This is a genomic window from Solibacillus sp. FSL W8-0372 (assembly GCF_037969735.1).
Lineage (GTDB): Bacteria > Bacillota > Bacilli > Bacillales_A > Planococcaceae > Solibacillus > Solibacillus faecavium.
In genome coordinates this window covers 2,429,726-2,443,984 of the sequence record NZ_CP150204.1, presented here as the reverse complement: position 1 = coordinate 2,443,984, position 14,259 = coordinate 2,429,726, and the positions used below count along the sequence as shown (strand labels likewise).

The following is a 14,259-nucleotide window of genomic DNA, read 5'->3' as shown; positions in this document are numbered from 1 at the left end:
CAACTAAGAAAGGAGTGCTTTTAATGAATTTTAAAGTACCTAAAGGGACACAGGATATTTTACCGGGTCAATCAGAAAAATGGCAGTATGTAGAGCGTGTCATTCGAGATTTATGTGATAAATATCGTTATAACGAAATTCGTACACCGATGTTTGAAGCGACAGAATTATTTCAACGCGGTGTAGGCGATACAACAGATATCGTACAAAAGGAAATGTACACGTTTACGGACAAAGGGGATCGCTCGTTAACATTACGCCCAGAAGGAACAGCTTCGGCGGTACGTGCATATGTCGAGCACAAAATGTTTGGACAAGTAGATCAGCCGGTCAAGCTTTACTATACAGGTCCAATGTTCCGTTATGAACGTCAACAAGCAGGGCGCTATCGCCAGTTCGTACAGTTTGGTGTTGAAGCAATCGGCTCTGCTGATCCTGCAATAGATGCAGAAGTAATGGCACTAGCGATGGATGTGTATACAACACTTGGTTTGAAAGATTTAAAATTAGTTATTAATTCATTAGGTGATAAAGATACACGTGATGCACACCGAAGTGCATTAATCGCGCATTTCACACCGTTTATTGGAGAGCTTTGCAGCGATTGTCAAAGCCGTCTAGAGAAAAATCCATTACGCATTTTAGATTGTAAAGTAGATGCGAAACACCCGGCAATGGCTACTGCACCGTCTTTAACAAATTATTTAACAGATTCATCAGCTGAGTACTTTACAAAAGTTAAACAATATTTAGATGTATTGGGTATTTCGTATGAAGTGGATCCAAACTTAGTTCGTGGTCTTGATTATTACAACCATACTGCATTTGAAATTATGATTACAGGTGAAGGTTTTGGATCAATTACGACACTATGCGGTGGTGGTCGTTATAACGGTTTAGTTGAAGATATCGGTGGTCCGGAATCACCTGGTATCGGATTTGCACTTTCAATTGAACGTTTATTATTAGCGCTAGAAGCAAAGAATATTGAGCTTCCCACGGAAAATGATTTGGAAATGTATGTAGTGGCGATGGGGGAAGAAGCAAAGCTAAAAGCAGTTGAGCTTGTAAGTTCATTCCGTGCAAAAGGCATTTCAGCAGATATGGATTATTTAGATCGTAAAATGAAGGCACAAATGAAAGCAGCAGACCGTGCCAAGGCAAAATTTGTCATTGTGCTAGGTGAGACTGAGATAGAAGAGCAAGTAGTAAATGTAAAAACAATGGCAACTGGTGATCAAACAAAAGTTGAATTTGGTCAGCTAGTGCAATACGTTTTAGAAAACAAATAGGTGGAGGAATAACAATGGCGCAAAGAACACATGCATGTGGCTTAGTAACAGCTGCAGAAGCAGGGCAGGAAGTTGTTTTAAAAGGATGGGTACAAAAACGACGTGATTTAGGCGGATTAATTTTCGTGGATATGCGTGACCGTGAAGGCATCGTACAAGTAGTTTTCGGTGATCAGGCAAAGGATGCATTAGAAATAGCGGAAAAAATCCGTAATGAATATGTAATCGAAGTAAAAGGGAAAGTTGTTTTACGTGATGCTTCCCAAGTAAATAAAAATATGCAAACAGGCGAAATTGAAGTGGTAGCTTCTGAGTTAACAATTATTAATGAAGCAAAAAACCCTCCTTTCGCCATTGATAATAATGTAGAAGTGTCTGAGGAGTTACGTTTAAAATACCGTTATTTAGATTTACGTCGTCCAGTAATGTATGACACATTCAAAATGCGTTCAGATGTAACACGTACGATTCGTAACTTCCTACAAAATGAAGGGTTCCTAGAGGTGGAGACACCAATCTTAACAAAATCAACTCCGGAAGGTGCACGTGACTATTTAGTGCCATCTCGTGTACATGATGGTGAATTTTATGCGTTACCTCAATCACCGCAGTTATTTAAACAACTCCTCATGGTAGGTGGTTTTGAAAAGTACTTCCAAATTGCTCGCTGCTTCCGTGATGAAGATTTACGTGCAGACCGTCAACCGGAGTTTACACAAGTTGACATCGAAACTTCATTCTTATCGATGGATGAAATTATCGAAATGAACGAACGTCTGTTAACTCAAGTTATGAAAGATGTGAAGGGAATTGATGTTGTAACTCCATTCGCGCGTATGAGCTATAAAGAGGCAATGGATCGTTTCGGTTCAGATAAACCAGACGTACGTTTTGGATTAGAATTAAAACAGCTTTCTGACATTGTAAAAGATTCTGCATTCGGTGTATTTGCAAATGCTGTAACAAATGGCGGAGAAGTTAAAGCGATTAATGTAAAAGGTGCAGCTGCTAATTACTCTCGTAAAGACATTGATGCATTAGGCGAATTTGCAGGTCGTTATGGAGCAAAAGGTTTAGCTTGGTTAAAAGTAACGGAAGAAGGCTTAAATGGTCCGATTGCGAAGTTCTTTGAAGGCGAAGCGGCAAACGGCATTATCTCTGCAACAGAAGCAGAAGCTGGCGACTTATTATTATTCGTTGCAGACAAATCTTCTGTAGTAGCAGATGCACTTGGTGCGCTACGTTTAAAACTAGGTAAAGAATTAGGATTAATCGATGAGTCGAAATTCGAATTCTTATGGATAGTTGATTGGCCATTATTCGAATACGATGAGGCGGCAGGTCGCTATTATGCAGCACACCATCCATTCACACGTCCATTCGATGAAGACTTGGAGTTAATGAATACAAACCCTAAAGAAGTTCGTGCACAAGCATACGATATCGTATTAAATGGTTATGAGCTTGGTGGTGGTTCATTACGTATTTATGAGCCGGATTTACAAGCGAAAATGTTTGAACTACTAGGCTTCTCTGAAGAAGAGGCACGCGCTCAATTTGGTTTCCTACTGGAAGCGTTTGATTACGGTGTTCCTCCACATGGTGGATTAGCAATGGGACTTGACCGATTAGTAATGCTGCTTGCAGGCCGTACTAACTTACGTGATACAATTGCGTTCCCTAAAACAGCAACGGCAAGCTGTTTATTAACAGAGGCTCCATCACAAGTTTCAGATGCACAGCTTGAAGAGTTAAGTCTTCGTGTTGCTTTAAAAAAATAAAAATAGAACTCGGCAGTTTGAAAAGAAATTTCAAATTGCCGGGTTTTTCTAAATATTTCAATTAACATAGTACATTTTTAATATTTTACTTTAAAAATTGATATTTTAATTGAATTATCAGAAATTTGGTGTTAATATTTGTTTAACACGAATCCTAAAGTGTTCGTCGCTAAATTTGTTACTTAACACTTTTGACCGAACATTAAATCGTTGGGAGCTACTTATTACCGTAGCCGCAAACATGCCCCATTGGAGCGGGACGTTTAAAGCTACGACTAGTGCACCCCCTTGCTATTCATGCGGGATCAAAACGATGTTTTTTAGCAAGACGGCACATTTGGGATTCGTATTTAATTTATTTACTCTTCGACTAATAAGTTGGAAGGGTATTTTTTTTGTTAAAAAGTTCTCGATCCTATTTAAAAGAAAGTAAATTAAAACATTCTCAACACTAGTACACTTTTAATATGTTGCTTGCATATAAGAATTGTTGTCGTTATAATGCCTAGTAGAATGATAAAGATTGAGGGGTAAAATTAGATGTTACATCAATTTTCACGAAATGAGCTAGCTATTGGTACAGAAGGTTTACAAAAACTAAAAGATACAACAGTCGCAATTTTAGGAGTAGGAGGGGTGGGTTCTTTTGCAGCTGAAGCATGTGCACGCAGTGGAATCGGCCGAATAATTTTAGTCGACAAAGATAATGTCGATATAACAAATGTAAACCGTCAATTAGTTGCGTATTTATCAACAGTAGGGAAGTCGAAATCGGCTGTTATGAAAGAACGCATTGCAGATATTAACCCGGAATGCGAAGTTATTGATATGCATATGTTCTATACGGAAGAAACGTATGAAGAGTTTTTTGCACAGGGGATTGATTATGTTATTGATGCATCGGACACTGTCATGTACAAAATTCATATTATGAAAGAATGTTTAAAACGTAATATTCCAATTATCTCGAGCATGGGTGCAGCTAATAAGATGGACCCAACACGTTTCAAAATTGCTGATATTTCGAAAACACATACAGATCCGCTTGCAAAAGTAATTCGTACTAAGCTCCGTAAAGAGGGGATCAAAAAGGGCATAACTGTAGTATTTTCAGATGAATCACCAATTGTTGTGCGTCCGGATGTCGCGCAATATGTAGGCAAGCCTGAAGCAGAGATTCGTAAAGCAAAATTACCACCTTCTTCAAATGCATTCGTACCTTCTGTTGCTGGATTAATTTCAGCCAGCTGGGTGATTAATACCATTTTGAAAGATGTGGAAATTAACCGCGTTCAAGGGTAATATAAGGAAAAGGCAGTGTGGAAGTCAATTTGACTTTTCAACACTGCCTTTTTCGTCCTTATTGAATTATTTTTAATGCTTGTTGATAAGTTTCTTCAATATTTTTTGTTACATCAGTCTGGTCTTTAGTAATTTTCTCTAAGACGTTGCATAGTTGATCGATGGAGCTAGTACTTTGCTCGATTATTGTCGCAAATTCGTTTGTCGCAACTTGTACCGACTCCCCATTTTTTTCGATCGATTTTACGCTCGTTGAAAACTGGGTTAAATTCAATTGTAAATTGTTCATAGCTTTAAATAAATTTGTAAAAGTATTATTCGAGCTTTCAATCATTTGCACTTGTGTTTCGACATGGTTTAAACCATGTGTTAATCGATCAAGCGCAAGTTTATTATAAGAATTGACCTGTGCTAAATTTTCATCAATCTTTAATACAGTATCATCTGTCAAGCTTGCCAATTTACGAATTTCTTGGGCAACTACCGCAAACCCTTTTCCATGTTCCCCTGCACGTGCAGCTTCGATGGAGGCATTTAATGCTAATAAGTTTGTTTGTTCCGTAATTTTATGAATTGAATAAGCGAACTGATTCGTTTCATTAATTTTATCTGATAAAGACATAAATGTTGTATTGAGTTCATTGAAAAATGCAGTAAACTGATCAATTTCCTGCTTGAGCTTTGTCATGGAATTAACTCCCTCTACTGCACTCACACTTCCATCTTCTGCTTCAGTAACAATCTTGTTGAGCTCGGAAACGATGGAATGTAGCTCTCTATGCGTTAACTCCGTACTTTCAACAATAGATTGAACGTGATCGGATTGTTTATGTGCCCCGATGCTCACTTCTTTTAGTGATGCTAACATTTGTTGATGTGCAGCACTCGATTGATTAGTGCTGTCAGTTATAAGCTCAAGTTTTGATGTGATACCTTGAACGGAAGATTCCAGACGCTGATGCAGTTGTTCTTCGTGAACAGCGCGCTCGTTCGCCTGAGTCATATAGTTTTCAATATTATTAAACATTTTTTTGTTTTGTCGCACCTGCAGAAGAATAGCGACAAACATTAAAGTTTGAACTACGAAAACATTTGCTGGATCAACGGCAAAACCTTCAGTATCCATAGTGAAATTAAATACCAAACCAAGAGTAGAGGCAATATATCCCGCGCACAGAACTTTAATCCGATTGTGGACACTACTTAAAATTAGTACAAAAATACTTAAAATAATTGTGGCTAATGTTACTTTATTGGTAATGATTGTACCATACACAGTCAAGACTGACGCGATGATAACGACATATGGAAAGTAAGGATGCAATGCAACTACTTTTCTTTGAATAAAGTAACATATTAGTGTAATAGTCAAAGGGATAATTAACGATAGAGCGACTCCAATGGGACGATCGATAAAAAGTTGTGCCACACCGCCTAAGAAAGCAGCCATCCCATAGACAATCATTAAAATAGTATTTTTTTCATGTAAATCTTTTGCATTTAATTGATGAATCATAAAATCACCTTTCCATAAAATGTCGTTATTTTGTAACAAATTACATGCTTTGATATAATATATACAGTATTTTCCTCACAATGTCACGTCTTTTTGAATCGTTATTCATTAATACTTTTTGGATATTATTATTGTGATAAAATAATAAGGAGATAGGTGAAAGGGGGCTAACACAATGCCAATTCAGCAATTGGAGTACCGCGGGCTTAATCTATACGATGTGGTGGGAACAGTGGAGGTTGCGATTGACGCCGATTTGAAGCAGATTCATATTTATGATACGCAACATATTGTAGAACCCGAGTATGATTTCTTATCGAAAAGTTACATATTAAGTGAAGGGTTTTGGAAGATGGCAAAAATCATAAAAGAAAAACAACTTTTTCTTGAAAATGATGAAAGTAACTTGAATTTGTGGATTACACCTTTTAAATGGGTTTTTTATAGTTCAAATCAAACAATTAAAGTATTTGAAGAAGGAAAGATGAAAATACAACCTATATCATCATGTGCAGAAGATATGCTATTGTATGAAAAGTACTTTTCCCGTTTGAAGAATGAATCTTTGGGTGGCAAATGACATAATATTCTATTAAAGGGGTTAATTATGGCAAAATTATGGCAGGATTTGCGCTAATTCTTCGTTTTTGCCGTATAATACCTTTTTTTTGTTATAGTTAAGGTACGTATTGATTATAATGCATGGGGATGCAAGGAGGACATTAGAATGACAATCGAAATGAAGAATGAATTGTTAAACTTACCGAGTTTACAATTAAAAATGGATAATATCGTTTTTGATAATATTGATACAAAGCCAAACTGGTCTAAGGCATATGAGCAGCTTGACGAGTTATTACAGAAGGTAGCTTTCAATTTTAATAATTATATTGAAAAAAATAATGGAGAAATGCCACCATCAACTACTTATTGGACATTATATATGGACATTACTTCAAAACTTCTCTATTTTACTGGTTTAGCTCATTCGAATTTAATCGCAGAGGATGATGTGGACGCACGCGCACATGTTATTGAGCTTTATCATATTAGTGCAGGCTGTATTCCAAATGCACTTTTAGAAAATAACGAAGAATTGATTTCCGAAATTAAAAAGAGTATCCAACAATTAAATGGTCAACAAAAAGTAGATTTGCAAGTTGCTGAAAATTTAGAAAACTGCATGGAGAAATTCTATACTTTTACAAAGACCTACCAATAAAACAACAGAGCCATTTTCACTTAAACTGAAAATGGCTCTTTTTAAATTAACTTTTCGTATTGTTGTGAAATGATTTTAATTTTTCATAAATGGCAGCCATTCTTTTTTCTTCCCCTGCAATGACAGGATGATAAAATTCTGTTCCGACTAGTTCATCCGGCAAGTATTGCTGTTGAACCCAGCCGCCAAATGTACCAATCGGGGAGTCGTGCGGGTATTTGTATCCGACATGGCCAAGGGTAGCCGCACCCGCGTAATGTGCATCTTTAAGATGGTTTGGTATGGCGCCTGTTTTGCCATCATGTATTGTAGCGATTGCTTTATCAAGTGCTTTATATGCTGAATTTGATTTGTCGGAAAGGCACATTTCCACTACAGCTGTTGCTAGTGGAATACGGGCTTCAGGTAAACCGAGCTTCACCGCTGCCTCAGTTGCAGCCTGTACATGTGCACCTACGCTTGGATTTGCTAGGCCGATATCTTCATATGCCATGACGAGGAGTCGTCGGCATACTGCAATTAAATCTCCGCTTTCTAATAAATGGGCCAAATAGTATAATGCTGCATTTGGATCACTGCCTCGCACTGACTTTTGAAGGGCTGATAATAAATTATAGAAATTTGAGCCACCTTTATCACCAAAAACTCCAATGCGTTTAGCGAGCGCCTCTATCGCATTATCATTTAAGCTTGTTACGCCATCAACTTCATCTGATGCATAATATACAGATTCAAGCAATGTTAAAGCTTTTCTCGCATCACCGTTGGAAGCATTCGCAATATTCTCGATTTGTGTATTTGTTGCTTCTATTTTTTCATTCCCTAACCCACGTTCTTTATCTTCAAGTGCCATGTATAGTAACTGTTTCACGTCTTCAATTGTAAGCCGTTCCAACTGTAAAATTTCTCCGCATCTTGAGCGTATGGCAGGGTTGACATCATGAAATGGATTTTCAGTAGTTGCACCAATAAGGACAATCGAGCCGTTTTCAACATGTGGCAACAATGTATCCTGCTGTAATTTGTTGAAGCGGTGAATTTCGTCCAAAAACAAAATGACCTTTCCGCTCATTCGTGCATCCATTACAACTTGTTCAATATCTTTTTTTCCAGCATGAGTTGCATTTAAAGCAAAAAAAGGGAGCTTTGTACTACCAGCAATGGCATTTGCGATAGAAGTTTTTCCTACTCCTGGAGGACCATATAGCAGCATTGACGGAATATGATCTTTTTCAATCATTTTAAAAAGTGGTGTATGTGGACCAATAATATTCTGTTGTCCGACAATTTCCCGAATGGTACGAGGTCTCATTTTATAGGCGAGCGGTTCGTTCTGCACAATTGTTCGCTCCTTTTCTTTTTTATAGAATTAAACTTTATATCATTTATAATAAAGTATTTCCGAGTGGTTTAAAAGGAGTTATGGTATAATAGATGTTATAAATGGACTAGAAAATAGAGGTGTTACAATGAAAATTTCAACAAAAGGTCGTTACGGTTTAACAATAATGATAGAACTTGCTAAACAATATGGAGGAGGACCGATTCCATTGCGCCAAATTGCAGCAGACAAAGAGTTATCTGAAGCATACTTGGAGCAGTTAGTATCACCACTCCGTAATGCAGGACTTGTAAAAAGTGTTCGTGGCGCTTACGGCGGTTATATGCTGGCACATAAGCCAAACGAAATTTCAGCTGCAGATGTTATTCGTGTATTGGAAGGTCCGATCCAACCGGTCGAAGGAATTGAAAATGAAGAGGCTCCCCAACGTGAATTATGGATGCGCATCCGGGATGCTGTAAAAAATGTATTGGATACAACTACAATTGAAGATTTAGCGAAATATACAAATAATGAAGTAACTGATGGTTATATGTTTTACATTTAGTGTTATTTAAAGGAGTTAGTTAGTTTGAAAAATACAATTTACCTCGATCATGCAGCCACATCACCAGTAGCACCGGAAGTTATTGACGTGATGGCCCGTGCAATGGCGGAGGAAAGTGGAAATGCATCAAGTATTCATACAGTAGGGCGCAGTGCACGTAAAGCATTGGATGAGGCGAGAACGAGCTTGGCTCAAAAAATCAATGCGAAATCGTCTGAAATAATTTTTACAAGTGGCGGTACAGAAGCTGATAATATGGCCATTTTTGGTACTGCATATGCCCGCCAAGATGAAGGTAAGCATATTATTACAACTCAAATAGAGCACCATGCAGTTTTACATGCATGTGAAAAGCTTGAAAAAGAAGGCTTTACCGTGACTTATTTACCTGTCGATCGCACAGGTCGTGTAAGTGCAGATCAAGTAAAGGCTGCTTTGCGTGAAAATACGATATTGGTAACAATTATGTATGGCAACAATGAAGTTGGTACAATTCAGCCAATCGCTGAAATTGGAGAAGTTTTAAAAAATCATATAGCAACATTCCATACTGATGCCGTCCAAGCGTTTGGATTAGAGAAAATCGATGTTGAAGCACTTCATATTGATTTATTAAGCGTTTCTGCACATAAAATGAACGGTCCAAAAGGCATCGGTTTTTTATATGCAAAAACAGGTGTGAAAATTTCGAGTATACTGTATGGTGGCTCCCAAGAGAAGAAGCGTCGTGCAGGAACTGAAAATGTACCTACTGTTGTTGCGTTTGCAAAAGCAGCGGATATAGTGGAAGAAGAGCTTCAGCAACGCAAAGAAAAATATAATGGTTTTAGAAATATTTTAATTGAACAGTTCCGGGAGGCAAATATCGATTTCCATATAAATGGTCATCAAACAGACGTGTTGGCACATGTGTTTAACGTGACATTCCCAGGGACAGATGTAGAGTCATTTTTAATTAACCTGGATATGGCTGGAGTACTTGTATCGAGTGGTTCGGCATGTACAGCAGGTTCGATTGATCCTTCTCATGTACTAGTAGCAATGTTTGGGCAAGATGCGCCTGAGCTTCGTAGTTCCATTCGTTTCAGTTTTGGGTTAGGATTAACAGATGAGTTAGTGCGAGAAGCAGGGAAGCGTACTGCTGAAATTGTGAAACGACTAACTTCGTAAATATATAAGGAAGACTTCGCGCCTTTTACGCGATTTGTCTAAGAAAAGGTGAATAGTAAATGGTAGAAACAAGAGATCCATCTCAAATCAGAGTTGTAGTCGGTATGAGTGGAGGAGTAGATTCATCAGTTGCCGCTTATTTATTAAAGCAGCAAGGCTATGATGTAATCGGTATTTTTATGAAAAACTGGGATGATACAGATGAATTTGGTGTATGTACTGCAACAGAAGATTATGATGATGTAATCGCAGTATGCAACCAAATCGGCATTCCATATTATGCTGTCAATTTTGAAAAACAATATTGGGACAAAGTATTTACGTACTTCCTGGAAGAATATAAAGCAGGTCGTACACCAAATCCGGATGTTATGTGTAATAAAGAAATTAAATTTAAAGCCTTCCTGGAACATGCACTGGCACTTGGCGCGGATTATTTAGCGACAGGCCACTATGCACGTGTAGCACATGACGAAAACGGTGTGAAAATGCTTCGAGGCATTGATAATAATAAAGATCAAACGTATTTCCTGAATCAGTTAACTTCAGAACAACTGGAAAAGGTTATGTTCCCAATCGGACATTTACCGAAGCCTGAAGTTCGTAAAATTGCGGAAGAAGCAGGTTTAGCTACAGCGAAGAAAAAAGATTCAACAGGTATCTGTTTCATCGGTGAACGTAATTTTAAAGAATTTTTAAGCCAATATCTTCCTGCACAGCCAGGCAATATGGAAACATTTGATGGTGAAGTAAAAGGTACGCACGATGGTTTAATGTACTATACATTAGGTCAACGTCACGGCCTTGGAATCGGCGGAGACGGCGAACCTTGGTTTGTTGTAGGTAAAGATTTAACACGCAATGTATTATATGTTGGCCAAGGCTTCCATCATGATGCACTGTATTCCGATGCATTGACTGCTGTAAAAATGAGTTTTACAGGGGAAGCGAAAACAGGTACGTTTAACTGCACGGCTAAATTCCGCTATCGTCAGGAAGACTCACCGGTAACTGTAACAATGCGTGAAGACGGTACAGCTTATATTGAATTTGCCGAGCCTGTTCGAGCGATCACACCTGGACAAGCTGTTGTTCTGTTTGATGGTGAAGAGTGCCTAGGTGGCGGTACAATCGATGGCGTGTTTAAAAATAGCGAAAAGTTAACATATGTAGGGTAATTTACGGTAGACGTTCATAATAATTGAGCGTCTATACTTTTGTTTTGAGGTGGAATAATGGATATAAACTATAATGAAATTGGAATTAAAGCATTCCAGGAGAAGCGCTATGAAGAAGCTGCACAAGCTTTTACCGAAGCAATTGAATCAAATCCAAATGATGCAATTGGTTATGTGAATTTTGGTACACTCCTTGCAGCTATGGGAGATATCGAAAGATCAGAACGATTTTTCCAAAAAGCGATAACAGTTGATGAAAAAGCGGCCACGGCATATTATGGCTTAGCAAATCTATATTATGAAGCAGAGCGTTATACGGAAGCTGCAAAACTGTATCAAAAGTCGATTGATTTTGGTATTGAAGGAGCAGATGCGTATTATATGTTGGCGAAATGTTTTGAGCGTGAACAGCAATTTAAGTTGGCATTGCCTTTCATGCAGCGTGCAGCAGAGCTTGCCCCAAATGATCTGCAAATTCGTTTATCATATGGTATTTTACTATGTTCCTTAGAAATGTTTGACTTTGCAAAACCTGAACTGGAGTATGTAATTGAAGAAGATTGGAATAATGCCGATGCACACTATAATTTGGGTGTATTATATGCAGTTTCAACAACAGATACAGACAAAGCAAAATATCATTTAAAACAAGCGTATACATTACAGCCTGAATTCGATCAAGCAAAATATTTATATGATATGATTTGCCAACGTTCAAATTAAAATTTTTAATTTTATACAAAATATAAGTAAGCGGTGGATGAAAAAGTATTTTTCATTCACTTTTTTTTTGACTCTATAATGATAAATAAATGAAATATATACTAATAATACATATATGATATGATGAATTAAACTGACAATTTGAGGTGGGGATTTGACATGCAGGCTAAAATAGATAAAGCAGATTGTATGTTTTTAATTTCTGATGAGAAGTTGTATGAATTTCAACAATTAATAGATGAACTTGATTTATTTACACTAATCCTTCCGTTTGTTGAAGAATCCTATCAACGATCTGTTTCTATATTGGATATTTGGTATTTAATATCAAATGAAGAGATTAACCGTATATCCAATCCTGAAAATACGATGATATATGCTTATCGGAATTCTTTATTGGAAATCATTAAAAACTTTCAAATAAAACGCTATGTTCAGCTAGCTCTTTATGAAAATACGAAATTAGCATTTATATGTGCAATACATATTTATAATACATTAGATAGTTTTATTAATGAAAAAATGGCATTAAATGAAGAGGTATTACAAAATTTTAATCAATTAAAAAGATACAGCCATAAAAGTTTAAGGCCTTTTTATGATACAAAATACATTGAATATGAAAATTATCCAAAACAATTAGCTACGTTGCAAAGTAATGTAGTAACGCAATTGCAGGAAATTAAACAACAATTCGATATACCATTGGCTTGGACATTAGAGCAGGCAATTGATGAGGCTAGTAAAATGTATGAAGCTGTATTCGGATTGATCAATGATTGGGGTGGTCGTGTGCCATGATTATATCAAACCAAGTAGAACATTTAAGAAGTCTGTATAGAGAACTGAACTATTTTGAAGTAATTCACTTTGGCACGATAACATTACCGATTTCACTTGAAGAAAAACGTTATGATGAGGCGCTTATTTGTTATGAGTACTTAGCTTCAGCTTATTATGAAACTGGTAAATATGAGAAATTCCTCGTCGTTATGAATGACTATGAAAAGCTATGTTTAACATATGGAAAAGATGAAAATAAAATGTATTTTTACTATTTATACAGTCTTTTACAAGTAGTTGTTAAAAACTTTGATGAATCAATTGATGCGACCAAAAAATCAGTTAAATATGCGCATTATTTAAACTCCTATGAACTAATTTCTATTAATTATTATAATTTCGCTGCCCAATTAGTCCATATAAACCAATTTGAGAAAGCAAGAATAGCGATTAGTCTAGCGGAGTTTTATAAAAATAAGATTCCGATACAAGATTTAACAATTGCTAAAGGTTATATAGGTGCGCTCTATTATTTTGCTACAATAGCAGATAATGAGGGGTATCAAAATGTGAAGCAGGAATTTGTAGAACTTTTAAAGAACAAACACAGTTTATATAACGCCAAGATTTTATTTGCTGAAGCTATTTTAGCATTCAACATGGGGCAAAAAGAGAAAAGCACTTTATTATTTGAACAGGCTTACGTTGAATTCAAAAATCAGCAAAATATTATGTTTTTAATAACGGTGGATTACCATATTAAAACCTTTAAACTGTATGATACATTTCAATATACAAATGAGCTGCGTGAAATCATTGAAAATTCTAACCGTAAACCATTGGACGCAAATAATGTAAAAAGTTTGTTATCTGATTTATTTATTGATGAGGATGTTTCCGCCCTTTCTATAAAGTATCCGAAGGTCATTTCAAAAGAATTAATCGTACAACATGTTGAACAGGCACTTCAAAATAATGAATCATTGTATTGTATTCATTGGTGCTTCATAACAACGGAAATTGAAAGCTTATTTGGTGATAAATTCGTTGAACATTTGCTGTTTACAATGTTTGAAACAATTTATCATTTCATTTTTAAACATAATGCAGAAGTAAATGTCCTTTCAAAGAATGAAGGGGAAGCTTTTATAAAAGATATATCCGAACCGAAATTTTTTGAACTGTTAATGGAATTAGAAGAAAAGCTTCAATCTTCAGTAGTACATTCTACATTGGGCATGATGGAAATTCCTGTACATTTCGGATTTATTCATTCAAACCAATTACCTAAAGATCAGGCTACGTATGAACAATTGGCCGCTTATGCGGATGCCAATCTTTATTATGCAAAGTCACATGGTCAATTATATATTTATAATTAATTCGAAATAGTTTGAAAAAAA

13 protein-coding genes and 1 other RNA gene are annotated in these 14,259 nt (G+C 36.5%); 12 read left to right on the top strand and 2 right to left on the bottom strand.

What is annotated here, in order from left to right; genetic code table 11:
- Window positions 1-23 precede the first annotated feature (23 nt).
- The 4 genes from hisS (at window position 24) to MKY13_RS12420 (ending at window position 4,375) form a co-directional block, all read left to right on the top strand.
- On the top strand, window positions 24-1,292 hold the full coding sequence (gene hisS, locus MKY13_RS12435) for a histidine--tRNA ligase (RefSeq protein WP_339213043.1): 1,269 nt from the start codon (window positions 24-26) through the stop codon (window positions 1,290-1,292).
- Between the two features lie 14 nt (window positions 1,293-1,306).
- Window positions 1,307-3,073, top strand: a complete 1,767-nt coding sequence (gene aspS / locus MKY13_RS12430) for an aspartate--tRNA ligase (RefSeq protein ID WP_339213041.1) — start codon at window positions 1,307-1,309, stop codon at window positions 3,071-3,073.
- Between the two features lie 148 nt (window positions 3,074-3,221).
- Window positions 3,222-3,421: non-coding RNA, 6S RNA (gene ssrS / locus MKY13_RS12425), on the top strand.
- Window positions 3,422-3,613: 192 nt separating this feature from the next.
- On the top strand, window positions 3,614-4,375 hold the full coding sequence (locus MKY13_RS12420; protein ID WP_339213039.1) for a tRNA threonylcarbamoyladenosine dehydratase: 762 nt from the start codon (window positions 3,614-3,616) through the stop codon (window positions 4,373-4,375).
- 58 nt (window positions 4,376-4,433) lie between these two features.
- Here the strand turns inward: MKY13_RS12420 and MKY13_RS12415 are convergent, their stop codons facing one another.
- A complete protein-coding gene (locus tag MKY13_RS12415; protein ID WP_339213037.1) occupies window positions 4,434-5,930 on the bottom strand; it encodes a methyl-accepting chemotaxis protein in 1,497 nt (498 codons plus the stop codon).
- A gap of 136 nt (window positions 5,931-6,066) precedes the next feature.
- Between MKY13_RS12415 and MKY13_RS12410 the strand changes: the two genes are divergently transcribed.
- Together MKY13_RS12410 and MKY13_RS12405 are read left to right on the top strand one after the other, a co-directional pair.
- The gene (locus tag MKY13_RS12410; protein WP_339213035.1) at window positions 6,067-6,471 is read left to right on the top strand and encodes an aminopeptidase; all 405 of its coding nucleotides are present in this window, start codon (window positions 6,067-6,069) and stop codon (window positions 6,469-6,471) included.
- Window positions 6,472-6,618: 147 nt separating this feature from the next.
- Window positions 6,619-7,113 carry a GTPase gene (locus MKY13_RS12405; RefSeq protein ID WP_191700231.1) on the top strand — a complete coding sequence of 165 codons (495 nt, stop codon included), beginning with the start codon at window positions 6,619-6,621 and terminating at the stop codon, window positions 7,111-7,113.
- Between the two features lie 46 nt (window positions 7,114-7,159).
- Here the strand turns inward: MKY13_RS12405 and MKY13_RS12400 are convergent, their stop codons facing one another.
- Entirely contained in the window at window positions 7,160-8,452 is a 1,293-nt protein-coding gene (locus MKY13_RS12400) for a replication-associated recombination protein A (protein ID WP_191700230.1), read from the bottom strand.
- 130 nt (window positions 8,453-8,582) lie between these two features.
- Here MKY13_RS12400 and MKY13_RS12395 point away from each other — a divergent pair, with 130 nt between their 5' ends.
- The 6 genes from MKY13_RS12395 (at window position 8,583) to MKY13_RS12370 (ending at window position 14,238) form a co-directional block, all read left to right on the top strand.
- Window positions 8,583-9,002, top strand: coding sequence for an Rrf2 family transcriptional regulator (locus MKY13_RS12395; protein ID WP_191700229.1), 420 nt, complete (start codon window positions 8,583-8,585; stop codon window positions 9,000-9,002).
- Window positions 9,003-9,026: 24 nt separating this feature from the next.
- Window positions 9,027-10,172, top strand: coding sequence for a cysteine desulfurase family protein (locus MKY13_RS12390; protein WP_339213031.1), 1,146 nt, complete (start codon window positions 9,027-9,029; stop codon window positions 10,170-10,172).
- 59 nt (window positions 10,173-10,231) lie between these two features.
- Window positions 10,232-11,350 (top strand): tRNA 2-thiouridine(34) synthase MnmA, encoded by a 1,119-nt coding sequence (gene mnmA, locus MKY13_RS12385; RefSeq protein WP_191700227.1) that lies wholly within the window; start codon window positions 10,232-10,234, stop codon window positions 11,348-11,350.
- Window positions 11,351-11,413: 63 nt separating this feature from the next.
- A complete protein-coding gene (locus tag MKY13_RS12380; protein WP_191700454.1) occupies window positions 11,414-12,073 on the top strand; it encodes a tetratricopeptide repeat protein in 660 nt (219 codons plus the stop codon).
- Between the two features lie 159 nt (window positions 12,074-12,232).
- Window positions 12,233-12,874, top strand: a complete 642-nt coding sequence (locus tag MKY13_RS12375) for an ATPase (protein WP_339213029.1) — start codon at window positions 12,233-12,235, stop codon at window positions 12,872-12,874.
- Window positions 12,871-14,238 carry a hypothetical protein gene (locus tag MKY13_RS12370; protein ID WP_339213027.1) on the top strand — a complete coding sequence of 456 codons (1,368 nt, stop codon included), beginning with the start codon at window positions 12,871-12,873 and terminating at the stop codon, window positions 14,236-14,238. Before MKY13_RS12375 ends, MKY13_RS12370 begins: the two co-directional genes overlap by 4 nt.
- The last annotated feature ends 21 nt before the right edge of the window (window positions 14,239-14,259 follow it).

Bases quoted from the DNA above. Each gene is read 5' to 3' on its own strand.
- hisS (WP_339213043.1), top strand. From the start codon at position 24: ATGAATTTTAAAGTACCTAAAGGGACACAGGATATTTTACCGGGTCAA.
- aspS (WP_339213041.1), top strand. From the start codon at position 1,307: ATGGCGCAAAGAACACATGCATGTGGCTTAGTAACAGCTGCAGAAGCA.
- MKY13_RS12420 (WP_339213039.1), top strand. From the start codon at position 3,614: ATGTTACATCAATTTTCACGAAATGAGCTAGCTATTGGTACAGAAGGT.
- MKY13_RS12410 (WP_339213035.1), top strand. From the start codon at position 6,067: ATGCCAATTCAGCAATTGGAGTACCGCGGGCTTAATCTATACGATGTG.
- MKY13_RS12405 (WP_191700231.1), top strand. From the start codon at position 6,619: ATGACAATCGAAATGAAGAATGAATTGTTAAACTTACCGAGTTTACAA.
- MKY13_RS12395 (WP_191700229.1), top strand. From the start codon at position 8,583: ATGAAAATTTCAACAAAAGGTCGTTACGGTTTAACAATAATGATAGAA.
- mnmA (WP_191700227.1), top strand. From the start codon at position 10,232: ATGGTAGAAACAAGAGATCCATCTCAAATCAGAGTTGTAGTCGGTATG.
- MKY13_RS12375 (WP_339213029.1), top strand. From the start codon at position 12,233: ATGCAGGCTAAAATAGATAAAGCAGATTGTATGTTTTTAATTTCTGAT.
- MKY13_RS12370 (WP_339213027.1), top strand. From the start codon at position 12,871: ATGATTATATCAAACCAAGTAGAACATTTAAGAAGTCTGTATAGAGAA.